21 protein-coding genes and 3 pseudogenes are annotated in these 24,197 nt (G+C 40.7%); 17 read left to right on the top strand and 7 right to left on the bottom strand.

Annotation, left to right across the window (positions count from 1 at the left end; all coding sequences use genetic code 11):
* Window positions 1-170 precede the first annotated feature (170 nt).
* From L1028_RS17455 to L1028_RS31715, 7 genes are all read left to right on the top strand, one after another.
* The gene (locus tag L1028_RS17455) at window positions 171-983 is read left to right on the top strand and encodes a carbohydrate ABC transporter permease (protein ID WP_341482559.1); all 813 of its coding nucleotides are present in this window, start codon (window positions 171-173) and stop codon (window positions 981-983) included.
* Complete coding sequence (locus L1028_RS17450) at window positions 983-1,804, top strand: carbohydrate ABC transporter permease (protein ID WP_094868759.1); 822 nt, start codon at window positions 983-985, stop codon at window positions 1,802-1,804. The genes L1028_RS17455 and L1028_RS17450 overlap by 1 nt, the downstream gene beginning before the upstream one ends.
* A gap of 37 nt (window positions 1,805-1,841) precedes the next feature.
* Complete coding sequence (gene lacZ / locus L1028_RS17445; protein WP_234535926.1) at window positions 1,842-4,913, top strand: beta-galactosidase, LacZ type; 3,072 nt, start codon at window positions 1,842-1,844, stop codon at window positions 4,911-4,913.
* 211 nt (window positions 4,914-5,124) lie between these two features.
* Window positions 5,125-5,490: a hypothetical protein gene (locus tag L1028_RS17440; protein ID WP_234535924.1), complete on the top strand. Its 366-nt coding sequence runs from the start codon at window positions 5,125-5,127 to the stop codon at window positions 5,488-5,490.
* The gene (locus tag L1028_RS17435) at window positions 5,480-5,746 is read left to right on the top strand and encodes a hypothetical protein (RefSeq protein ID WP_234535922.1); all 267 of its coding nucleotides are present in this window, start codon (window positions 5,480-5,482) and stop codon (window positions 5,744-5,746) included. The genes L1028_RS17440 and L1028_RS17435 overlap by 11 nt, the downstream gene beginning before the upstream one ends.
* Window positions 5,727-6,086: an S-layer homology domain-containing protein gene (locus L1028_RS17430; protein WP_234535920.1), complete on the top strand. Its 360-nt coding sequence runs from the start codon at window positions 5,727-5,729 to the stop codon at window positions 6,084-6,086. The genes L1028_RS17435 and L1028_RS17430 overlap by 20 nt, the downstream gene beginning before the upstream one ends.
* Complete coding sequence (locus L1028_RS31715; RefSeq protein ID WP_423803056.1) at window positions 6,010-6,237, top strand: S-layer homology domain-containing protein; 228 nt, start codon at window positions 6,010-6,012, stop codon at window positions 6,235-6,237. The genes L1028_RS17430 and L1028_RS31715 overlap by 77 nt, the downstream gene beginning before the upstream one ends.
* A 67-nt stretch (window positions 6,238-6,304) precedes the next feature.
* Here the strand turns inward: L1028_RS31715 and L1028_RS17425 are convergent, their stop codons facing one another.
* The 4 genes from L1028_RS17425 to L1028_RS17410 form a co-directional block, all read right to left on the bottom strand.
* On the bottom strand, window positions 6,305-7,558 hold the full coding sequence (locus L1028_RS17425) for an ATP-binding protein (protein WP_234535919.1): 1,254 nt from the start codon (window positions 7,556-7,558) through the stop codon (window positions 6,305-6,307).
* A gap of 227 nt (window positions 7,559-7,785) precedes the next feature.
* Entirely contained in the window at window positions 7,786-8,925 is a 1,140-nt protein-coding gene (locus L1028_RS17420; RefSeq protein WP_234535917.1) for a Ger(x)C family spore germination protein, read from the bottom strand.
* A complete protein-coding gene (locus L1028_RS17415; RefSeq protein WP_234535915.1) occupies window positions 8,922-10,373 on the bottom strand; it encodes a spore germination protein in 1,452 nt (483 codons plus the stop codon). Before L1028_RS17415 ends, L1028_RS17420 begins: the two co-directional genes overlap by 4 nt.
* Entirely contained in the window at window positions 10,370-11,464 is a 1,095-nt protein-coding gene (locus L1028_RS17410; RefSeq protein ID WP_234535913.1) for a GerAB/ArcD/ProY family transporter, read from the bottom strand. The genes L1028_RS17415 and L1028_RS17410 overlap by 4 nt, the downstream gene beginning before the upstream one ends.
* Before the next feature lie 209 nt (window positions 11,465-11,673).
* Between L1028_RS17410 and L1028_RS17405 the strand changes: the two genes are divergently transcribed.
* On the top strand, window positions 11,674-12,186 hold the full coding sequence (locus tag L1028_RS17405) for a TetR/AcrR family transcriptional regulator (RefSeq protein WP_234535911.1): 513 nt from the start codon (window positions 11,674-11,676) through the stop codon (window positions 12,184-12,186).
* Between the two features lie 475 nt (window positions 12,187-12,661).
* Complete coding sequence (locus tag L1028_RS17400) at window positions 12,662-13,087, top strand: DUF3995 domain-containing protein (protein ID WP_234535908.1); 426 nt, start codon at window positions 12,662-12,664, stop codon at window positions 13,085-13,087.
* Window positions 13,088-13,450: 363 nt separating this feature from the next.
* Here L1028_RS17400 and L1028_RS17395 read toward each other — a convergent pair whose 3' ends face one another.
* Window positions 13,451-14,533 carry a GntR family transcriptional regulator gene (locus L1028_RS17395; RefSeq protein ID WP_234535906.1) on the bottom strand — a complete coding sequence of 361 codons (1,083 nt, stop codon included), beginning with the start codon at window positions 14,531-14,533 and terminating at the stop codon, window positions 13,451-13,453.
* Window positions 14,534-14,797: 264 nt separating this feature from the next.
* Between L1028_RS17395 and L1028_RS17390 the strand changes: the two genes are divergently transcribed.
* From L1028_RS17390 to araA, 3 genes are read left to right on the top strand one after another with little or no spacing between them, the layout of a single operon-like run.
* Window positions 14,798-16,405 carry a xylulokinase gene (locus L1028_RS17390; RefSeq protein ID WP_234535904.1) on the top strand — a complete coding sequence of 536 codons (1,608 nt, stop codon included), beginning with the start codon at window positions 14,798-14,800 and terminating at the stop codon, window positions 16,403-16,405.
* A gap of 16 nt (window positions 16,406-16,421) precedes the next feature.
* Complete coding sequence (locus tag L1028_RS17385; RefSeq protein ID WP_234535902.1) at window positions 16,422-17,117, top strand: L-ribulose-5-phosphate 4-epimerase; 696 nt, start codon at window positions 16,422-16,424, stop codon at window positions 17,115-17,117.
* 31 nt (window positions 17,118-17,148) lie between these two features.
* Window positions 17,149-18,522, top strand: coding sequence for an L-arabinose isomerase (gene araA, locus L1028_RS17380; protein WP_234535900.1), 1,374 nt, complete (start codon window positions 17,149-17,151; stop codon window positions 18,520-18,522).
* 138 nt (window positions 18,523-18,660) lie between these two features.
* Here araA and L1028_RS17375 read toward each other — a convergent pair.
* Window positions 18,661-19,783, bottom strand: a pseudogene (locus L1028_RS17375) (family 8 glycosyl hydrolase).
* Between the two features lie 51 nt (window positions 19,784-19,834).
* Window positions 19,835-19,975: pseudogene (locus L1028_RS17370) on the bottom strand (alpha-N-arabinofuranosidase); the annotation flags it as partial.
* A 384-nt stretch (window positions 19,976-20,359) separates the two neighbouring features.
* On the opposite strand from L1028_RS17370, the gene L1028_RS17365 reads away from it, so the two are divergent.
* The 5 genes and pseudogenes from L1028_RS17365 (at window position 20,360) to L1028_RS17345 (ending at window position 24,065) form a co-directional block, all read left to right on the top strand.
* The gene (locus tag L1028_RS17365) at window positions 20,360-20,809 is read left to right on the top strand and encodes an OsmC family protein (RefSeq protein WP_234535899.1); all 450 of its coding nucleotides are present in this window, start codon (window positions 20,360-20,362) and stop codon (window positions 20,807-20,809) included.
* A gap of 103 nt (window positions 20,810-20,912) precedes the next feature.
* A pseudogene (locus tag L1028_RS17360) lies at window positions 20,913-21,142 on the top strand (helix-turn-helix transcriptional regulator); the annotation flags it as partial.
* A gap of 718 nt (window positions 21,143-21,860) precedes the next feature.
* Window positions 21,861-22,040 (top strand): hypothetical protein, encoded by a 180-nt coding sequence (locus tag L1028_RS17355; protein ID WP_234535896.1) that lies wholly within the window; start codon window positions 21,861-21,863, stop codon window positions 22,038-22,040.
* 463 nt (window positions 22,041-22,503) lie between these two features.
* Entirely contained in the window at window positions 22,504-23,160 is a 657-nt protein-coding gene (locus tag L1028_RS17350) for an RNA polymerase sigma factor (protein ID WP_234535894.1), read from the top strand.
* A complete protein-coding gene (locus L1028_RS17345) occupies window positions 23,157-24,065 on the top strand; it encodes a hypothetical protein (RefSeq protein WP_234535892.1) in 909 nt (302 codons plus the stop codon). The genes L1028_RS17350 and L1028_RS17345 overlap by 4 nt, the downstream gene beginning before the upstream one ends.
* Window positions 24,066-24,197: the final 132 nt, after the last annotated feature.

Here is a 24,197-nt window from a genome sequence, read left to right as displayed (position 1 = left end):
CTACAGAAGGATAGGTAGCAGGGGCTTTTATCTCTAATATATAAGACAGAAGGGTGCGGAGTGGAGTGGAAACTATAAAGACAGGGCTAAGCCCGCAAAAACATAAGAGCTCAAAAGGATCACGGCAGATCCATCTGACAGGCTGGTTATTCGTTCTTGTACCGGTCATTATGATCAGTGTTTTCTATTTTTATCCAATGATTCAAGCTTTAATTCTATCTTTTAAGACGGGCAGAGGAAGCAATCTTCATTTTACCGGGTTTGATAACTATATTCGATTGTTTAGCGATACCACGTTCCTTACAGCAGTTAAAAACACATTTATTTACTTGATTATTCAAGTCCCAGTGATGCTGGTACTGGCGCTCTTTATCGCCGTCCTTCTAAATGATGAAAGACTGAAATTTAAGGGTTTTTTCAGAACGGCCATATTTCTGCCAACGGTAACCTCACTTGTAGCGTACTCCGTTGTTTTCAAGTACATGTTTGGAGCCGAAGGAATCATCAATAAATCTCTAGTGAATCTGCATCTAATCAGCGAACCAATTCAATGGATTACGGACCCCTTCTGGGCCAAAGTTACGATCATCATTGCCATCACTTGGCGCTTTACTGGCTATAATATGATTTTCTATTTATCATCCCTGCAAAATGTAGACAAATCTATTTATGAAGCAGCTCACATTGATGGCGCCAGTGCATTTACTCAATTTTTCAAAATTACAATTCCGCTATTAAAACCGATTATTTTGTTTACGACGATAACATCGACCATTGGAACCCTTCAGTTGTTTGATGAGGTGGTTAACATCACGAAAGGTGGACCCGGCAATGCAACCATGTCGATTTCCCAATATATTTATAACCTTTCTTTTGAATACACACCTGACTTTGGATACGCTGCAACCGTCTCCTACTCGATTGTTGTAATGGTACTCATTCTGACGCTAATTCAGAACAAAGTAGGAGGAGACAAGAGATAATGAAAACTAAACGCATGTTTACTTACCTGTTTCTAATCATCGCTGCGCTGATCTCTATCTTTCCATTTATCTGGATGGTTATTAGTGCCACGAATCAGTCGGTTGATGTAACTAAAGGGACATTACTACCGGGTGCGCATCTCTTTAAAAATATTGACAATCTGTTCAATTCTGTGGATATGTGGCAAGCCCTTTGGAACTCCGCAAAAATCTCAGTGGTGACTACTGTGCTTTCATTGCTGGTAGCATCGGCGGCTGGATATGGTTTTGAAATGTACCGCAGCCGGAGTAAAGATATCGTATTTAATATTTTGCTAGCTTCAATGATGATTCCGTTTGCAGCGATCATGGTACCTCTATTTCAAATGTTCGCCAAAGTATCAAGCGTTGTCCCATTTCTTGGCATTGATACAGCAGCAGCAGTTATTCTGCCAACATTTACAACAGCATTTCTAATTTTCTTTTTCCGTCAAAATACAAAAATGTTTCCTAAGGAAATGATGGAGGCTGGTCGCATCGATGGTCTTTCAGAATTTGGTTTATTCTTCCGTATCTATATGCCGACGATGAAATCAACCTACGCTGCCGCTGCGATTATCACATTCTTAAACAGCTGGAACAATTATCTGTGGCCTTTGATAGTATTGCAATCACAAGAAAATATGACCGTGCCACTCTTAATCTCAAATCTTGGATCGGGTTATGCGCCTGACTATGGCCTGATCATGTCCGCGATTGTCATTACGACTCTGCCGACTGCACTTGTCTTCTTCATGATGCAAAAGCAATTTGTGGCTGGGATGACGGGTTCAGTTAAATAAGTTAGCGATCATTTTAAAGCAGAAGGAGGAAAATTAGATGAAGCAGCAGGTTGAACGGGGCATCGCTCCAAGTCTGGAATGGTTGTCGGATCCTTCCATTTATGCAATAGGCAGAATACACGCGCACTCCGATCATCGGTATTACGAGACGAAACTTGAAGCTGAATGGCTTGGAGAAATGCGTTGGCGCTATAGCCTGAACGGAAGCTGGAAATTTAGCTACGCCCACAATGCTATGGAACGACAGGCGCATTTTTATAAGGAGAACGTGTCCTGTAGAGGGTGGGATGATATTGAGGTTCCTGGACATATCCAGCTTCAGGGTTTTGGGCAGCCTCAGTACGTGAATACGATGTATCCGTGGGATGGTCATGAGCATCTAAGACCTCCGGTGATATCCGAGGATCACAATCCTGTAGGCAGCTATGTTAAATATTTTGAAGTGCCTGCGGGCTGGAAGCAACGTCCACTGTATATCTCTTTTCAAGGAGTAGAAAGCGCTTTTTATATATGGCTAAATGGGGCGTTTGTTGGTTATAGCGAAGATAGCTTTACACCGAGTGAATTTGATCTGACACCGTACTTGACGGAAGGTGAGAATAAGCTGGCGGTTGAGGTCTATCAGCGTAGTACCGGGAGTTGGCTGGAGGATCAGGACTTCTGGCGCTTCTCTGGAATCTTTCGTGATGTGTATCTATATACTGTGCCTGATGTTCACGTGCAGGATCTCCATGTTCAGACCAATCTGGATGAACAATTTGAGCAGGGAACGCTGAAAGCTGTTTTGCAATTGATGGGTAGGCCAGCTTCGAAAGTGGTCCTAGAACTTATGGATAAAGCAGGGAATCTTGTAGTTCGTAGTGAGACTGGAGTTTCAGGCGATTCCGTTTCACTGGAGCTTGAGGCATCAAAGGTTCATCTTTGGAGCGCAGAAGATCCTAGTTTGTATACCCTTTATGTATCTGTCTACAACGCAGCCGGAGATCTTGTGGAAGTCGTGCCACAAAAGGTTGGTTTTCGAAAATTCGAGATGATAGATAAGATTATGCACTTGAATGGTAAACGTATTGTATTCAAAGGTGTTAACCGGCACGAGTTTAATTCCCGCTTCGGTCGCAGCATTACGAAAGAAGATATGTTATGGGATATAAAGACTTTGAAACAAGCGAATATCAACGCAGTACGGACGTCGCACTATCCGAATGAAACACTCTGGTACGAGTTGTGTGATGAATACGGTGTGTATGTTATTGACGAGATGAATTTAGAGTCGCATGGATCATGGCAGAAAATGGGGGCTGTAGAACCGTCTTGGAACATACCAGGTAGTAAACCTGAATGGCAAGATATCGTAATGGATCGTGCGACTTCTATGGTAGAGAGAGATAAGAACCATCCTTCGATTCTGATTTGGTCCTGTGGCAATGAGTCTTTTGCAGGTGAAGTCATTCTGAATGTAGCGAATTATTTTCGTGAGAAGGACTCTACCCGTTTGGTTCATTATGAAGGAGTGTTCCATAACCGCGAATTTGATGATTCGAGTGATATGGAGAGCCGGATGTATGCGAAGGCAGCAGATATCGAATTGTATTTAAAAGAGAATCCATTAAAGCCATATATTAGTTGTGAATATATGCATGCGATGGGTAATTCCGTCGGAGGATTGCATAAATACACAGAGCTAGAGCAGAAGTATCCAATGTACCAAGGCGGATTCATCTGGGACTTCATGGATCAGGTTATCGTAAAAAATGATCGATATGGCAAGCCCTACATGGCTTATGGTGGAGACTTTGATGACCGTTCAACCGATTACAACTTCTCCGGAAACGGAATTGTTTATGCGGATCGTAGATGGTCTCCGAAAATGCAGGAAGTGAAATTTCTGTATCAGAACGTCAAACTGTTCCCCGATTGCCATGGTGTTACTATTAGAAATGAGAACTTATTTGTTGGCTTGGATGCTTATAAATTGAACTATTGCCTGAATTATGAGGGCAGGGAATTCCATCGTGGCATTGTTTTCGCCCAGATTAAGCCCGGAGAGGAAAGATATGTAGAACTTGATTTTCCTGATATTAGGAATCAGTCAGGTGAATATAGTTTAGATGTTTCTCTTGTACTCAAGGAAGATTCGATATGGGCGAACGCTGGTTTTGAAATCGCTTTTGGACAGTATGTATTTCAAATGGAGAACAAGTCAGAAGATGAGACTCAAACACATCCTAAGGTAACCACTACTGTGAATGATTTTCGCGTAGTTGAAGGGGATGTAAATATTGGCGTTCATGGTCGTGACTTCTCCATTATGTTCTCAAAGCAGGCTGGTACATTAATATCCGTCAAATATTCAGGACGAGAAATGATCTCTTCGCCGCCGGCACCGCTCTTCTGGAGAGCGATGACAGACAACGACAAGGGGGCGGGAATGCATTTCGACTCATCCTCTTGGTATGCTGCAAGTTTGAGCCGAAGAACGTTAAGCTTAGAACTCATGGAAGAAGAAGACCGAGCGACTATGACTTATGTGTATAAACTGAGTGTGTCAGAGGGAGTACGAGTAAGTGTAACTTACACGGTTTTCTCCGATGGAAGCATAAAGGTTAAATCAAGCTACCATGGAGAGACGGGTTTACCGAAGCTTCCACTCTTCGCTTTAACCTTCAAGGTGCCAGCGGATTACTACCAGCTGAATTGGTATGCGAATGGACCGGAAGAGAATTATATCGACCGTGCATTTGGTGCAAGATTATGCCGCTTCAGCAATCAAGCAGCAGATAATGTATCTTCATATCTGGTACCACAGGAATCGGGTAATCGTACAGGTGTGCGCGAGGTATCCATAACCAACGATCTTGGCCAAGGCATTATAATATCCGCACCAGCCTCAGCTCCTGTGGAAGCCAATATATCACCCTATTCGGCAATGGAGCTGGAGAATGCGACGCATCATTATGAGCTGCCGAACATTCATCATACCGTTGTTACGATTGCCGGTCGTCAAATGGGCGTTGGCGGTGATGACAGCTGGGGAGCACCAGTTCTTGATGAATATCTAATTGATCCTTCAGTAGATATGGATTTTGAATTTACAATTCGCAGAGCTTAATTTGAGACGGATAACGGTTGCCCCAATTGTAAGGTTGGGGCAACCAAATCCTATTTGTGGATCATGGAATAGTTATAAAATACATAATTGTAATCGGTTACATTTTATAGAGGAGGTGTTTAAAATCTAGAAAATGATGTATTCATAATGATGGAGGCTGCTAAAAGAGAAGTGGTTACATGATCATTTTATGTAGAAGGGGGTAATCTGGATGATTACTACAGTTAAACGAAGGTTATTTCTTTCTTTTCTTTCTATTTCTTTGGTCTTACCTATGTTTTTGGGTCTAACAGGTCAGAAAGTAAATGCAGCGAATACTACGATTAAATTAGATCCAAACCATATGCAGCAACCTTGGGAAGGATGGAGAACCTCTCTTGCCTGGTTCGGTAATATCACTGGAGGTTGGAACGATAAAGTCAAAAATGCAATGGTTGATGCACTATATTCCCCAGATGGATTAAATTTTAATATTGCTAGATATAATATAGGCGGCGGAGAGAATCCTGCTTATAATACGATGCGCCAATATTCTGGAAGCGTTCTCAAATTCTGCGCCGTATTATATGACGGTTAGCGGACCTAATACGAATTACTGGGGATTTGGTGGGGGACAAGAGGGTTCTCATTGGGATGTGACTTCACAGCAGGAGAAGAAGTTTGAACAATCCATAGTAGAAAAAGGAATGAAGCGAGTAAGCGACATCATCACGTACAAAGTCATTCTTAAATCGAATGATAAAGAGGAGGAACTTCAACGTTTCGGAAATCCGTTTATGACACGTGTCATAATTCGTTCCATCGGTCTTCACTATGAAGGACGGCAAGACTGAAGTCACAATATTCGGTCAAGCAAATGGTCTATACACCATCGTTCATAACAAGAAAACATTCGATGATATGGCTGGACACTGGGCTCAAAAGGATCCTGAGACCCTAGCCTCCAAGCTGATCATTAATGGAATGGCGGATCGGACGTTTGCGCCAGGAGTGAACACTGCAGCGAAGTTAGGTTTGGTTCAAGGCGTAGGCGAAGGGAAATTCAGCCCGGATACAGTCATTACCAGAGAGCAAATGATCGTCATGATCATGAACGCTGTTCAGCTCGTTCAAGGATCTTTGTACGGAAGCTCAATTTCGCACTCCATTTGCCGATCAAGCCAGTATTTCTGATTATGCTAGCAATGCAGTAACAGAAGCAGCAGAGAAAGGATTAATCAAAGGTAAAACAGAAACAACTTTTGCTCCGCAAGACGTAGCAACACGCGCTGAGGCTGCGGTGATGATTAAACAGATTTTGCAATATTTGAAGTTGATGAATTAAGTGAAATATTAAATAGGCTCGGTTCAAACGTAAGTTTGAGCCGAGTTTTTTTGTCTCGTTGTAAAACTCAGTCGAATAAAGGAAGCGTGAGAATGAATTGTGTACCTTCCCCTGATTTACTTCGTACAGTGACATCACCGTTCATCGAACGGATTAATTGATAAGAAAGCGTAAGTCCCAATCCTGTTCCTTTACTTTTAGTTGAAAAATAAATGCTTCCCAATCGATCCATTTGCTCGATGCTCATGCCAACCCCGTTATCTATTATTGCTATTTTTGCAAATTTCGATTGCCGCTCGATACAGATGTTTACATTCCCTGAAGGAAGAACAGCGCAAGCTTCTATCGCGTTTTTGATGAAATTAATGAATAGTTGTTTGATTTCAGTAGGATTTGCAGATACATATAGTTGATCTTCTAAATGTTGTATCTCTAAAGTAACGTTATTCATATTGGCGTAAGGAGTGATGATATCTATAATCGCGTAGATCTGTTGCACAAGTTCAATTTTCTCTACCATAGAATGGTTTGGTTTAGCTATCGATAGATATTCAGAAAGAATAACTTCTGTCCGTTTAATCTCTTCAAGGCAAATATCAATATATTTCTGACTCTTTTCTTTTGTGATAGAATCATCCTTCAGTAATTTTAAAAACCCCATAACGGCTGTAAGTGGATTACGGACTTCATGGGCTAAAGAGGCTGCGACATGAGCAATCGTTTCAGATTTTTCACTTTGAAGATACCTCAGGTACAGTTCCTTATCAGAAACAGCTTTATTAAAAAGGGAAATCAAAATCCAAATTCCGAGGGAATTTTGTACTGGCATAACGAGGATGTTGAAATTTAAATTCTGGATCGTATAATGGTATTCCGTTGCAAGCATAGTACCTATAGGAATGAGGGAAAAGCTTATCCCTGCAATGAATGTAACAAGTTTTCGGTATTCAGAACAACGCCGGTATAGGATGGATAACAAAGCAGATAAGCTAAAAGTAATGGAGAGAATAATGACCGCTGAAAATATTCCTTGTCCACCAATAAGCAGACGGTATATTAAAAATTCAACAAGTAGAACAACTCCAGTAGTTATGCCGCCATACACCATACCGAAAAACATGATCACGTAACGAACGTCAAATATGATTCCTTTTTGTACACTAGCAGGAAAGGTCATCGACATAAAAAGGCAGATCATACAGGTGATCGTAATAAATTGTTTTGAATAGTTTTCGGCTTTGTCACGATAGTAAATGGTATAAAGGACAAAAGGGGTTAGGGCAAATAGTAATTGTAGTAAAATATCCTTTACATACAGCATATTAGATCTCCCACCAGTTTAAAATTAATTTGATATACTGTTAATTCGTTGTGAATTGGAAATCCTCCTTCTGATGGTAGGTCTCATGTATTAACCCAAAATGTGTGGATACATGGCTTAATTCTTTGGCGCGATATCACGTCTGCTTTACTTCTCAAGTTAAGAGGCTGATAAACAATCAAAAGTTGTCTGGTCTATCAGCCTCAAGTATCTTCATCATAACAAGATTAATCAATCTTAGATATCCCACCACTGGTCAGATTTACCTTAATATTGATCTTGTCAATACTGCTTGAATCGAGCGGTATGATTCCCTTATCAGTTAATTTGTTCCACTCCTTTGGAAGATCGCGATAAAATATGCTTGAGAGTCTATATACATCAGCATGTATTTTTAAACCTTTCATGTAAGTCCCCGTAATCTGATTATTGATTTCTTTTATCGCTCTTTGTTCAAGTTCCGTTCTATTAAGGTTTGAGCTTAACTCTGGAAGAGTGCCTTGCATAGACACTTTTATGTCGAAGGCAGGTTTACCATCCTTCATCTTAGGATGAATGGAAGATTTAATTTTGTTCATAACGATCACAGCAAGTACGGTTTGTTCTTCTTTGAGAAACAGAGGCGTTCTGTGCGTCTTTTTTTCCAACCATCGAACCCCTAAAATATCACTAGACTTCAGGCAGCCACGAAATTGCTCATTTTGCAGAAAACAGATCCCCGTCGTGCTAATGTTCGGAGAAGGCGCGTTGTTGCTGGTCCAGTCTGGCGAAATTTCAATAAAAGGCATTTGAACCGTTTCGGCTTTCTCTTTCCATTTCCATATAAACTTGTACAGATACAGCGGAGCGATAATTGAGCTCTGTTCATAGGTTCGCATGGGACTATTAAGCTGCGAGTAAATTACCGATAGATCAGCGATCGACGGAGTAGTCAGCACTTTTTCCATGGGATCTTTGGTCGCCATTGTCCAAACAGTATAACGAAATTCATAATACCGATCCCACACGTCTAAAACCTGATTAATAACGCTGCTCTCCTTTAGTGCAGCTTCACTAAATACGATTGTTTTCACATTGCTCCAGACAATTCTTTGTGGACTAGTAGTATATAAATTAAAGATTGCGGTATCAAACGAATCTCCTTCTGCTTTGCCAATGAAGGTTTTCTGTTCCTGGGTCTGACCCGCCTCTTTCTTCGCAATGCCACTAAAATTAACCATTTGGATATAAACAACGACTTTGTTATCTACATAATCGATACCTACTGTATTTACATAGATCATATGTTCAATTTCTTTTGATCCCCAACAGCCTGTGAGCAGCATGCTAAGCAGAGCGGTAACAAGAATGCATCGGATCCATTTCATGATCGTCCTCGTCCTTTAATTCTCGTATTGTCCGTAAATTTCCCCTTGCCCCACGGCATTCTGAAAATAACCTTATATAATCCCTTCAAGTGAGGCGGAGATAAGGGAGAAAGGTAGTAGGTGCCGAAAGAACGGAGGTTGACTAAATAGAGGACAAGTGCAAGCAGACATGTCATCGTACCAAACAACCCTAGAAACCCGCTAATCAAGAGTACAGTAATTCGAAGGAAGCTAGCTACGCTAACTAATGATTGGTTCACCAAGGTAAAGGTGGCTAATACTGATATCGCTATCACCACAATCGTACCTGGACCTGCAATGCCGGCACTAATAGCTGCCTGACCGATTATCAAGCCTCCTACAACTGATAATGTCTGACCGTAAGCGGTAGGTAACCTCATACCTGCTTCCCTAAAAATCTCAAATAAAATTAACATCACAATCGCTTCCAAGGGAGCCGGAAGAGGAACTCCTTGTCTCGAATTCACTAACGTTGCAAGTAATGTAAAGGGAATTTGATCCTGATGAAACGTTGTGAGTGCGATCCAAAAACCCGGTAAAAACAAGGAAAGCATCACTCCGAGTACTCTTAATAACCTTGTAAAAGCAACAAAAATATTAACCATATGTGCATCTTCCGACGTATTCAACAAAAAGCTAAAGCTCGCTGGCGCAATAATCACTGTAGGTGAACCATTCGTCAAAATCACAAATTTGCCATGAAGCAGTGAATTCGCTGCATAGTCAGGTCTGCCCGTATATGAGAATAATGGGAAAAGCGAAAATCCAGTCAGACATTCTTCAAGTTGTGTACTGCTCACTAATCCCTTGATTTGAAGGTCTGTTAGTCTTGTCTGAATCTCAGTTAGAACATGGGGCTTAATCGTCTCCTTGAGATATAAAAGATGAACTTCTGTCGCTGTTTGTGTTCCAATTGTGAATTTTTCAACCGCTAATAATTCGGTCTTGAGTCTTTTTCTAATAAGGGCAATATTGGTAAATGATTCTTCCGTAAAGCCATCCTTTGGTCCTCTTGTAGACACTTCAGTATTAGGTTCCTCAGGTTGCCGTTTAGGTGGATCAGCTAATTTCACAACATAGCATTGATTCGATGGCGTAAATAAAAGGAAAAGGTCACCATTTAGCACAGTACCTGTCATTGAATTCTCAATCTCATTTGATGGAAGGGGGGTTATGTGAAACGGAACCTTTTGCTCAAGATCAAGTTCATGAGATGTGAGAATAGATTCCGGAATCTTTTTTAATTCAGGAATGATGGTTCCTTCAACTTTGATTTCATCGCACAATCCCTGGCAATACACCAGTTGAACGGTATAGTCCGAGTCAGATAAAGAGAGAGTCAGTCTCTTAATGTCTGAGCTTAAACCAAATATTTGTGTGAACACTTCCTCGAACGTATGGGATTCCTTTTGCACAGGCTCTTTCATGATGTTACTTTCCCCTTTCGGTGAGCCAAACTGATCAACCCTGCAACAATTACAGAAAAAGCGAGTACCCCCCATAAAGAGAGGGGAAGAATATAGTTAGATAACATACTTAGAAAAAATTGGTCGCTAAAAGGTACGGCTGTGAACACTACAATAGCTAAAGAAATGCTTCCAAGAACCAACATCTTCACTTTTTTGCTATGAATTTGGTGTATATCAAGAATAAGAAACATAGTTAGGGAAATTCTCAGAAAAGCACCACTGAACCATTGGTAAACACTAAAAAAGTCTAGATGTTCAATATATCGTCCAATAGTTAGTAATCTCCATTCTTCATACGCGGGAAATCTGAGCTTTTCAGCCTGATCTGGACCAAATTCTACAATTGCACCAGTTATCGGTCCCATAGTCAGACCTAAAATAAGGAGGATCATGAGCATAAACGATAGATATGACAATCGAGATTTAATGTGGTGTTGCATAAAGAAAAGCATGATGACCTCAACAAAACCTGCGCCTACGTATATTGTCCCGTGCCAAACTGGCTGCATACCGTGTTCAAGTATCGGTTTTAATAAAGAATAATCCTTATGCGTTGTGTTAGAGAACATTATGAAAAATCCCAATATAATAACAAAAGGCAGCAAAAGACCAGCCGTATTTGCGAGGGAATGAATACCTAGATAAGCATTTATTACGGAGATCAAAAGCAATATGAAAGTAAGGATCAGGATAGGTGTCTCTGGAGAGAAGGTTAGATGCACCCAGTATACAGTGTCTCTAGTTGTAAGCATGCATAAGACAAACAAATATACACTAGCGACTCCCGCAAGAATACGGCTCACGATAGGATGGTATGCTTTTGTCAGCCAAGCGAAAAGATGCTGCTTTTTGATTTTGGTAGTACTAATGTGTAGGATAAAGATCCAAACTAGCGCACATGCCCCAGCAAGCAGCACTGAGATCCATGCGTCACGTTTTGCCGCGTCCAATAGAATGGGGATGATAATGACATGATTTAGAAGGCCTGTGCTCAGCATAATAATCATAATGGCTTGAATAAACGTAATATTTGTTTTGATTTTTCTCATCCTCCTAATTAAACCGGACCGTACGCCTACCTTATAATGTCGTAATTGTAGGTGTTTTATTCTTCTATTACACCTGAACGGATGAATTGTGATTTATATTTTGTATAGTAGACTCTTCAATAAAAGGTTTTAATATATGGAGGTTGACAAAATAATAACTGGGCATTATCCTGATGAAAACATACGTCACCGTATCTTAGGGGTGAATCATGCAATTAACAAGGGAAGACTGGATAAAAGCTGGGTTAAAACAATTAGCCGAAGCGGGGATACATGAAGTACGAATTGAAATTCTTGCTCGGACGCTAGACATAAGCAAAGGGAGTTTTTACCATTATTTTCGAAATCGTAAAGAACTCCTTGATTCCATACTGGATTATTGGGAAGATTATGCAACTAAACGGATTATTCAGAGTGTAGAGCAGGACGATTTCTCATTGGAGCAGCTACTTCAGATTAGTATCCATCGAGATAAGAAAATTGAGATTGGCATTTATGCTTGGGGTAAACATGATCCCAACGTGGCCTCACGTTTAGTAGATATTGAGGAACAAAGAATTAAATGTATTGCCATGCTTTTTCAAAAAAAAGGTCTTTTGCCTACTGAGGCTATAGAAAGGGCACGACTTACTTATTTAACTTATGTAGGGTGGATGACCCGGTTTGAGGCTAATACTAATTTTGATATAGAAAAAATGTTTTTAATTTTACTAAATATGTGATTACTAATGTCCCTAATGTGGTTTTACGACCCAAAGGGGCATAAAAAATGCTTAAACATACGAAACCGTATGTTCGAGCTATTCAAATAACCACTATAATAGGAGAAAGGAGTCATTTTATAAATATTCTATACTTTATTGTGACTTTGTTGCTTATGCTTTGGGAATTTTGCATATCTGTATTACACCTAAAATTCACAAATCGATGACCCAAGAATCTATCTGGTTTGTGAGCGGTGGGTTGGTACTAATCTCAAACGCTACCATTAATTTAGCCTTGTTTTATGATAGGATGGAACTCAATTCTTTGTATTATTTTTGCCAAGTAAATAATGTACTGACGTTTATATTTTCTGTTTTTCTAGTTCGAGTGCTACCTAGGCTACAAACGAAACTGTTTAAATTGTTAATGGTTTTGGAAACAGCGTTTAGGCTTCATTTATGTTCACATAGGGTGATTTAGGAGGCGGTCAATATGAAATTCGTTATAACATTGTCAACAGCAAGTCTTTTAGGTTTGATAAGCATCTTACATGTCTATTGGGCGTATGGAGGACGCTGGGGATCCGTTGCAGCAATACCTTCAAGAGTGGGGGAGTACAAACCTGCTTTTACTCCTAGTAAGATCGGCACACTAATTATCGCGATCCTTCTTCTATACGCGTGCTTCATTTTACTGGTTCAGGGAGGTTATATACACTACTACTTTATACCAAATACGATAATAAGAGTTGGGTGTATGGTTTGCGCTTTTGTTTTTTTTATTCGGGCGATAGGGGACTTTAAACATGTAGGATTTTTCAAGAAAATAAATCATTCGGTGTTCACAAGAAATGATACATGGCTCTATAGTCCACTTTGTTTATTATTTGGATTAACATATACGCTCCTTTTGTTTTGATGGTTTGATACGCTGTTTGGTCGATTGCGTCCACATGGGTGCTACGAAATGAGGCTTTCTTTGCGCACACATCCCAGATTTTATCGAAATCCGCTGGTTTCGCCAAAATGGTTTCAGGAATGCGTTTCCACGTAATATCTCGCATTTTGTTGCCCAGAATGGCGACTTCATCTTCGCCAGGAAGCGCGATATTCCATGCCGCTTTTTTTCACTCCGCGGGGCTTCGAATAACTCCAATATGGCGAGAGTCGACTTGAAAATCGGCGGAGTGACCAAGGGCACCTTCTACTTTGGTGGAATAACGGAACATTGGATGCTTGCCTTTTAAATATGAATATTGCCGCAATTTATCCGAATTGTATTCTATCTCTCTATTACAGTCTCTCCTTCAATTAACACAGGCTGATAATAAGTGTTGTTTGGAAGGTCTTTTTTTCCTTGTAATTTCTTAATGACCCAATCCGCTGCATCGCGTCCCATGGCTTCTTGTGGGTGTGTCAAGGTGGTTAGTTTGATGTTCGCGTTTTTGGCGATATAGGAATTGTCTTGTCCAATAATCGATAATTCCTCCGGAATAGTGATGTCCAGCTGTCTGCAGGCATGAACCACTTCCAACCCAACCTCATCGTTATAACAAACAATAGCAGTGAGCGTATCTCTATTTTTATTCAGAAAATCCTTCAAGTCTGTAGATAACGTCTGTTTTGTCTCCGTGTTGAATGAAAAAATCTGCTCCGGATAAAATCGTAATTTGGATTCTCCGAGCGCTTTAATATACCCTTTCATCCGATACTTTCCTTGTAAATCATCCATTTTTGCAATGAGCCCTATTTGGGTGTGCCCTTTGGTTATCAATTCTTTTGTTGCCAAATAGCTGGACTGTACGTCATCAAGACAAAGGTACGGCAGTTCTATTTCTTCATAAAAGGCATTAATCATTATAATCGGAATATCTTGTTCCTTAAAAGAAAGGTAGTAAGCAATATTGGGGTTATATAGATTGCTTTTCGTCGGTTCAATAATTAAACCATCTACACCGTAGGACAGCATCATTTCCAGGGCCTTTTTTTCTTGAGCAACATCGTTATTGGTACTAGCTAATAGTAGAGAATAATTATCCTCATTTAGTCGACTCTCGATCCCACGGATAATGGAAGGAAAGATATAGTCGGAAATATAGGTCGTGATTACACCGATCGTCTTCTTATGGGAACTCCCGCCGGTCTTCGAACGATATTGGTTGCTGACATAAGTACCAGACCCTTTTTCGCTTCGCAGGAAGCCTTCGTTGGAAAGTTCTAAAATTGCTTTTCGAACAGTCTGTCTGCTAACTTCGTACATGGACTGCAATGCAGACTCAGTAGGGATTTGTTCACCAACATTGTAGTCTCCCGAAAGGATTTTGCTTTTTATATCATCTAAAATCACTTGATACTTTGGTTTCATGTAATTCCTCTTTCCATACTTGTTCGCTAAGTTAAACTTATATTCGGTAAATTTGTATGTACAAATTATAGCATGACTGCGAAAAAAATAGAAAGGGGCTCTTTTTTTATAGTGTTAAACTATTATCATCTCCATATTTGTATGTATATATAACTATTAAATTGACAAATGTACGTACAAAAAAATTATACTAAAGCTGTCAATTAAGAAAGTAAAATTCTTATCATGACCTTTTAAAAAAGCGCTCTCAGAGAGGTGACAAACGTGATATCGAATCGATTAAGCATCGAACAAGCGATTAATAAGGAAGAAACTTCGCTTGGTATTGAATTGGGGTCCACGCGTATCAAAGTTGTACTTATTGATCATAGCTTTCAAACGATCGCTTCTGGAAGTTACGAATGGGAAAATCAGTTGAAGGACGGTTTTTGGACGTACAACTTGGAAGATATTATCAAAGGTCTGCAAGACGCCTATCGCGAGATGAAGGAAGAAGTCACACAAAATTACGGAATCACTCTTCAAACGGTTGGTTCAATCGGTTTTTCTGCAATGATGCATGGATATATGGCTTTCGACGAGCACAATGAGTTGCTTGTTCCATTCCGGACTTGGCGTAATGCAACAACAGGTGCGGCTGCCAAAGCATTAACCGATCTGTTTGGGTTTAATATTCCAGAACGCTGGAGCATTGCTCATCTTTATCAGGCGATTTTGAATGAAGAAGAACATGTGCCACAGATACGTTTCATTACGACTCTTGCAGGATATATTCATTGGCTATTGACTGGAAATCAAGCACTTGGTGTTGGGGATGCATCCGGTATGTTCCCAATTGATGAAACTTCAGCAAATTTTAACGCATCCATGATACAGCAGTTTGATGAACTTGTTGCAAGCAAAGGTTATCCGTGGAAGACCCGTGATTTACTTCCTAAGGTGTATGTTGCAGGGGAGCAAGCAGGTATTTTAAGCGAAGCGGGAGCTAAAATTCTGGATCCATCGCTGCATTTACAATCGGGTATTCCGCTTAGTCCTCCAGAGGGGGATGCTGGAACCGGGATGGTTGCAACGAATAGCGTAAGAAAACGCACCGGGAATGTATCTGTAGGAACCTCTGTTTTTGCCATGATTGTGTTAGAAAAAGAACTTTCCAAAGTTTATCCAGAAATCGATATGGTTACTACTCCGAATGGAAGTCCGGTGGGCATGGTTCATGCGAATAACTGTTCAAGTGACCTCAACGCCTGGCTCGGGTTATTCCGCGAGTTCTATGAAGCCATGGGACACAAAGTGGATGCCAATAAATTGTACAGCGTGCTATTAAATAAAGCTTTGGAAGCAGATCCTGATGCCGGTGGATTACTAAGCTATGGTTATCTCTCAGGAGAGAATATTACTGGCTTAGAACAAGGCCGTCCGTTATTTGTCCGCTCGCCGGAGAGCAAATTCAATCTGTCCAACTTTATGCGTACGCATCTTTACAGCGCCTTTGGCGCTTTAAAAATTGGAATGGACATTTTGACGAAGGAAGAGAATTTAGCCATTGATAGTATTTTAGGCCACGGCGGCTTATTTAAGACTCCGGTAGTGGGTCAAAAAATGATAGCAGCTTCAATGAATGTTCCTGTTTCGGTAATGTCGACTGCCGGTGAAGGCGGTGCATGGGGAATGGCTATTCTTGCCGCTTACATGATGAATAAAAATCAGGAAGAAAGTTTAGAAGACTTCCTCGATCAAAAAGTGTTCAAAGATGTTAAGGGTGAAGAAATTCATCCAGAGGCAACCGACATTAAAGGATTTGAAACCTTTATCGAACGTTATAAAAAAGGTCTGGCGATTGAGCAGTCCGCTGTTGACAATTTAGTGTGAAAATGGAGGTAGCAAGATGTTAGAACAACTTAAAGAAGAGGTTTTTCAAGCCAATCTGGAATTGCCGAAACAAGGACTTATTAAGTATACATGGGGAAATGTAAGTGCGATTGATCGTGAAAGCGGACTATTCGTAATCAAACCTAGTGGTGTAAATTATGAAACAATGAAAGCCAGCGACATGGTTGTTGTTGATCTCGATGGCAATGTGGTTGATGGGGATATGAGACCTTCCTCCGATACACCTACTCACGCCGTGCTTTATAAGCATTATTCCGAAATCGGGGGAATCGTGCACACGCATTCCACTTGGGCGACCATCTGGGCTCAAGCAGGACTAGATGTTCCTGTCATGGGAACGACCCATGCAGATACCTTCTATGGTTCCATTCCTTGTGCGCGCTTCTTGACGCAAGAAGAAGTCGATCGTGGTTACGAAGCGGAAACGGGTAATGTAATCATCGAAACCTTTGAACAACGTGGAATAGATATTATGGCGGTTCCAGGTGTTTTACTTAAAGGACACGGACCCTTTACTTGGGGAAAAGATGCGAAATCGGCGGTAATAAACAGCGTGGTTTTGGATGAAGTATCCAAAATGAATTTGTTTGCAAGAGAGCTGAACCATTTTGTAGAGGAGTTGCCATTACGTATTTTAGATAAACATTACTTGCGCAAACATGGAAAAGACGCTTATTACGGACAAAAATAATCAACTACAAAATTACGAAAAGAGGATGAATATGTCAACAGCAGTAGCAAAAGAATTTTGGTTTGTCGTAGGGTCACAACATCTTTATGGGGAAGAAGCATTGGCTGAAGTTAAGGCGCATGCCCAAACGATGACAGATGCTTTGAATAAAAGTGGAGTTTTGCCTTACCCACTAGTGTTACAGGATTTGGCTGTCAGCGCAGATAAAATCACCAACATCATGAAAGAAGTCAATTACCGTGATGAAGTTGCCGGTGTTATCACTTGGATGCATACCTTCTCGCCTGCAAAAATGTGGATCCGCGGAACAAAGATGCTGCAAAAGCCTTTGCTTCATTTAGCTACGCAATATAACGAAAGTATTCCTTGGGCAACCATCGATATGGATTTCATGAATTTAAACCAAGCCGCTCATGGTGACCGTGAATATGGTTTTATTAACGCCCGTTTGAACAAACAAAACAAAGTGGTAGTAGGTTACTGGGAACGCCCTGAAGTTCAAAAGCAAATTGCAGAATGGATGGACGTAGCTGTTGCTTATAACGAAAGCTTCAACATCAAGGTCGCTCGTTTTGGTGACAACATGCGTAACGTTGGTGTAACTGAAGGAGATAAAGTTGAAGCCCAAATTCAATTTGGCTGGACTGTGGACTACTTTGGTATTGGTGACCTGGTTCATGTCATTAATGAAGTTAAAGAAGAAGAAATCGACGCCTTGTTCGATGAATATTCAGAGCTGTATAAATTTGATTATGGTACTAACAGCAAAGAAGCTTGGGAAGCTAGCGTAAGAGTTCAAGCAAGCTATGAGATTGCTATTAAACGTTTCCTTGATCAAGGTGGGTATAACGCTTTCACATCGAACTTCGAAGATTTGCATGGCATGAAACAACTTCCTGGACTTGCTGTTCAACGTCTGATGGCACAAGGTTATGGTTTTGCTGGAGAAGGAGATTGGAAGACTGCAGCTCTCGATCACTTGCTTAAAGTGATGAGCCATAACCAATCTACTGGCTTTATGGAAGATTACACTTATGAATTGACGGTTGGACAAGAATCTATTCTTCAATCCCATATGCTTGAAGTAGATCCTACTTTGGCAAGCAACCAACCCAAAATTATCGTATCCCCACTAGGTATCGGTGGTAAAGACGATCCAGCCCGTTTAGTCTTTGATGGTAAAGCAGGAGACGGTGTGGTTGTTTCCATGGCTGACTTTGGGACTCATTACAAACTATTGATCAACGAAGTTACTGCTTTCGAACCAACGGTTCCAGCTCCAAACCTTCCAGTAGCTCGTGTACTTTGGAATGTTAAACCTAACTTCCAAGATGGGGTTAAAGCTTGGATCGAAAATGGTGGCGGTCACCACACCGTTGTTTCATTAACTCTTACAACAGACTAAATTATTGCTTATGCAAAACTTGTAAACTTGGAATATGTAGTTATTAAGTAATACCAAAGCTCTATGTATCTTAAAATAGTAAAAAAGACCCTTTATCATAAGGTTCTTTTTTTACATGAACATCAACTTATTATTCCTTCAATAAATGCGATAATTTCCACTCAAAGCCAGTAAACTAAAGAAGTACAGACAGTTGTCATAATAACGACGGAGTCCAAAGCAAACGGACAAAATGCTCTGCCTCCGGGCCATTAGAAGCAAGGGAAGCCATGGCATTGGTCGCCAACAGACCTGTCGGGTGCAGCACCAGTTCGTCGAAGGGCTGTCCCTCAATGGTATACCTCCGGTAATCGGAAACTTCGATATTCCTAAAAAAAGCCTGAATCCGGTTACATTGATCGACCTGCCAGATGTCCTTTTGGAACCAAGCCCAGTCTAGACCGATATTAGCCGCTACCCGGTAGGCATCACTGAAAAAATGGCTGAAATCACCATGAGGCTGGGGTTCTGCAGGGGACCCGTTAAAATTAGCATATTCGGGAGCAAGACCAGTTATAGGATGGCATGCAGTATGCAGATATGTGCGGCTGGCTTCCGCGGCTTCTCGCCAAAACATGTGGTCACGTTCGTCAGCCCACAAGGCGAACAAATCATAGAAATGGGGGAGATGGTAAGACGGATCACTGAAGGTGGATTCCGGTATGAATTTGATCAATTTCGTTTCCGCGTCCCACATGGAGTCGCCATCTCCTGTTTCTGTTTTATGTACACAAGCATGCAATATCGTTTGGGCCTGCTCAGAATAATTATAAGGTTCCGGACCGTTCCCCCAACGTTTTGCGGCAAAAAACAGAGCCATGGCGAAAAACTCTTCCCCGTCCGGTGCTGGTCCCTGAGAAATCCTTGTACCGTCAGGCTTGCAGTGCCAAGCAAAGTAATTGGCATAGCGACCTTCTTTGTGCTGCATAAACGTCTTTGAGAAGTTCCATAGACGATCAAACTCTTCTTTTTTATTCATTTGAACGGCCATCATCATCCCGTAGGACATTCCTTCCGACCGAACGTCTAGATTACCTGTATCCAGGATATAGCTTTTATCCGCGTCCTGCGGATAGTATATTCGTACGTCCGGATCTCCGTAAAACAAATCATTCCAAGTTTCATTGAGTTTAGCGTTAATATCATCTTCAGAAAAGCCAAGCTCCTTAAATAAATTGCGATATTCCCCCGTATAAAAAGCACCTTGTTGTGTCATTGGCATCATATTTCCCCCTCCTGAGAACTACGGCTTGCATTCCATTTCAATAAAAAACTAAGGATGGATGGTTTGAATGGTGCCGTCATCGTTGTATTTCAGCTCCGTATATTTTACAGAACGCTTGTTGTCAGCACCACCAGACAAAGAACTGTCATGATAAAATAAATACCATTTCTCTTTAAACTGAACAATAGAGGTTCATTGGATTGCGCAAGCTTTGTCAAGTTATTACCTCCTATAAAGTTAATCGCTTACAAAGTTAATGGTATAAGAACTTTAGGACTCTGTATATATAGCAACTATAGTTTATACCCCATAAAGTTTAGATGTTTCTTTCTTGACCTTGCCGGATCCCTACCTGGTCAATTCAATGCATAGCCGGGCATAAATCAGAAGCCATGATAGGCATTTATCCGTATCGTTGACATGATAATAGAGCCTCCTGAAATTTAATTTATAGATAAATCTCACGAATAGTAGGTCTGAGCCTGTTTGTTCACCGCATTCTTCTATGTTAGCATGTAGAGTATTCGATTTAAGATATGTCATGCAATTTCAAGATAGGGAGGACTTCTAGAAATGAAACACCCATTTATATTAAATGCCGTATGGCACGGCGGTCGTAACAGTGACGGAACGATTGAAGCTGGACAACTCAAGACTCAAATCTCCATTCCGAAAGAAATGGGCGGGCCAGGAATTGGAACGAATCCGGATGAGATGCTACTGGGTGCCGCGGCAACCTGCTATCTCATTACACTAGCAGCTATGCTCGAGCGATCAGGTCTTACGACTTCCAGTCTGACCTTAATGTCAGAGGCGACAGTGGATGTAACAAATAACATTTTTACATATGAAGCGATAAAACATTCACCCATCATTACACTTACCAAAGATGCGTCACAGGACGATATTGATAAAGCAATTCGTATTGCCCATAAAGCAGAAGGCTCTTGTATGATTTCCAGAGCTGTAGCAGGAAACGTACAGCTTACAACAGAGCCAACAGTGCTAACATCAAGTATGTAAGGTTAAGTTCTAAAGGAGTTACCCCTTAGGAATCAGAATTATAGCTAATTTGTTTAGAATAGTATTATTTTTCATGAGATTTCTGTTAAATTAAAAAAAATTAGGGCAAGGATACTCCTTGATGGTGGGGTATTCCTGCCACCAGTCACTTTTACGGTGGAAGAAGCTGTGACGTTACTCATCGGGACAGATTTTATCGAGCATTGGTTTGATGTCCACTATGGTAGTAAGTCTCGAACTTCTAGAGGGAAGATTGAAACCATCCTGCCAGAGCCAATCCGCAGTGAGGCATCCAGGATTCGTAAGAGCTTTCGATTGTTTTCTCCGCAGAAGATATAGCGCGAATATCAGAAATTCGCCACGGCTTCCTCTAACAATTTTAGTCTGAAGTTAAGAGCAGGATAGTTTAGTCTCAATATTCATCTGATATTTATGTGGGTACGATGAAATCAGTTGAAAGTGAGCCCGAAATAATCTGGGCATTACTAAAAGATTGGGAAAAACTCAAGGTCGCATTAAGCTAATGGGGAACGCCAATTTAATAAACCAGTGCCATAATTCGATGGGTTTACTTGTTGTAAAGTTCTGATTCATGTTTTACTTGCAACTGGCAGGATGTGACTGGAGTTCGGTATTTATTTATGAGGTGGCCTTCGCGCATAGTTCTCTAAGATGAGACGCACACTATTAGGGGGATTTGTCATATCTGCGAACTTTGAAAGGAGCTTCTATCGTCAGAAAGACAATTTTCGCCTATTCTAACACCATTGACAGACAAAAATGGCGACTTGGCACCACCATTTTCGGCGACATCCCTAGTCTTGCTACTTAACGCTCGCCGATGACCTCTTCACAGTCCCGATGCCGGTTACTCGCGGCATCCGTCATTGCAAGAGGATGCTGCTTCACCGGCCCGAGAATTGGGTAAGCGGGCGAGATAATATACTTGTAACCTTTGCGGGAAATGTTTTGTACCTCTTGTCAAAGGAGTTTTTTAGACAACATGGTCAGGCAAAATTATTCGAGAATAAGATGAGGAGGCGCTAAGATAATGTCCAATAAAAAAAGTTACTATGCATTTGAGGATCCGCTTGGCACCATAGTTGAATTTCAAGCCACTAGCTTACAACAAGCTATGGTGATTAAAAAGAAGAAGGCTCAAGAACTGGGTATTCCTAAAGAGGCTTTTGAACTTACGAGCATACGCAAGAAACCAAGCCATAGCGCATAGCCTTTTTCACGTGGCTTGCTCATACAAGCATAAAGAAATTACGATTTTAACGTAATTGTGAATACGGCATCTACGCTCGATCTTCGCGGCAATCTGACATTGGGCGAAGGTACGAAGGCTGGCTATAAATAGCTCTGCGCAGAAGTACACTTTCTATCCCAAGATCGTAATCAGACTACGGAGATCGAGAAGGCTTACCGTCTGCTTAAGAATGGGAAATTCCTTAAAGTAATCCAGAGAAAATGAAATAATGATATTAAATATTAATTTAATTAATTTGATCCGCATAAGGGTTCTCAGGTTTTTGGGAAATCCGTATCGGAGACGATTATGCTTGCGATTTATTTATTAATAGATTGGCCGGTGTTGCCCATTAAAGGGTACACCGGCTTTTTTTATAGGCACATTGCCTACTGACTCAGGAATCAAAATGATAGAATCACGCGTCATAATATTGCAATGAATGTTTAAGCTTATGAGGACAGAAAATTTTTTGCAACCAAAACCAATTTTTTCTTACTTTATAAGTGAGGCCTTAATCAAACTGAACGGAAGTGATGGAATGGACGATAGTGAAATCATACAGCTTTACTTTGCCCGCAATGAAACAGCAATAGAAGAAACATCCAAAAAATATAGAAATTATTGTACCAAGATAGCTCATAACATTCTATCTAATTTTGAAGATTCAGAAGAATGCGTGAACGATACCTTTCTAGGAGCGTGGGAAACGATACCGCCGAAGACACCTACTAAGCTCTCATCTTTTTTGGGGAGGATCACACGAAATATCGCGTTAAATAAACACGATTATTACATGGCCAAAAAGCGGAATAAAAAATTCGATACGATTCTTGATGAATTAAATGATTGTTTATCCTCCCCAGACAATGTCGAAAGTCAATATGAGGAAGAACAAATCGCTGAATCCATAAGCAATTTCTTGCTGAAGATTAACGAAGATCATCGGAATATTTTTCTGAGACGTTACTGGTATTCTGATTCTTTGGCTGATATCGCAACACGATTCTCAATAAGTGAAAGTAAAACGAAATCGGTTCTTTTTAGAACACGAAAAAAACTCCAAATATACCTTACGAAAGAGGGCTATATCGTATGAATAATAAAGATCTTTTTAAGACTATTGGTTATGTAGACGGCAATCTGGTGGAAAAGGCCAACACAGCGAGGCGTACTAATAAGAGAACATATGCGAAGTGGGTAACCATGGCTGCTTGTGCGGCACTTGTGTTAGGAGTGGCCATCTACACATCTCCTCTAAAACCTTCATTAACGAATTCACCACAAATCTCGCAGCAAACACCAGTCTCAGCTCCTACCGGAGTTCGGAAAATTTTAAATTACAACGGATTTCGTTATGCATTTGTAAGTGATGGTGCTCAGTTTAAGTTCACAGGAATGAAGCCTGAAAAATCACTTGGAACCATAGATTTTGATATTAACCAAGAGATCGGGAAGAACGATGGAGGAGAAGTTGTAGAAAAGGATTTCTCGTCCACGTTCGCTGTTGGAGGAAAGTTATATGAAATCCCGACGTACCCATCCAAATTCCGCATCGCTGTTAAAGTTGAGGAGTATTATTATTTGGCAGAAATCGTGGCAAAGGTGGACGATTCTACGATGACAGTTAAGGAATATCTGGATATGTCTGATCTAAATAAGCATGCAAAAGAGCTCCAGGTTCTTAATCATGTGGGGAATGATGTGTTGAAAAAATTGACAGATCATGCTTCTGTGGAGTCTTTCATTGATGGGCTGTATAACGCAAAAACTGCTGATTTAAGTAATAAAGAATACGAGGCTATTGCGGAGGCGCAATCCCAAGGGAAATCGTATCAGCTAAAATTCAACCTCAAGGATGGAACCTATATGGGCATGTATATTATTCCTGAATTAAAAGTCGTATCTATGGGAGATGCTTATTATCATTTACCTGACACCTTTTTTGAACAATCCGGAGATCTTTTTTCAGGGCTAAAACAAGAAGTGTTGCCGCTTTACTGAGTAAAAATGAAATAAGTTGAATTGACGTGGTAATTGAAAGGCAGGAACTAAGGTGATAAACCTTGTTCCTGCCTTTTTGTTTTAGAACTAGGAGTATAAACATGGTCCCTTCAATTACTAGTATATTTACAG

The organism is Paenibacillus pseudetheri (genome assembly GCF_924513355.1).
In the GTDB taxonomy this organism is placed as follows: domain Bacteria; phylum Bacillota; class Bacilli; order Paenibacillales; family Paenibacillaceae; genus Paenibacillus_AQ; species Paenibacillus_AQ pseudetheri.
The sequence above is the reverse complement of the archived record's forward strand: the minus strand, read 5'-3'. Positions and strand labels throughout refer to the sequence as shown.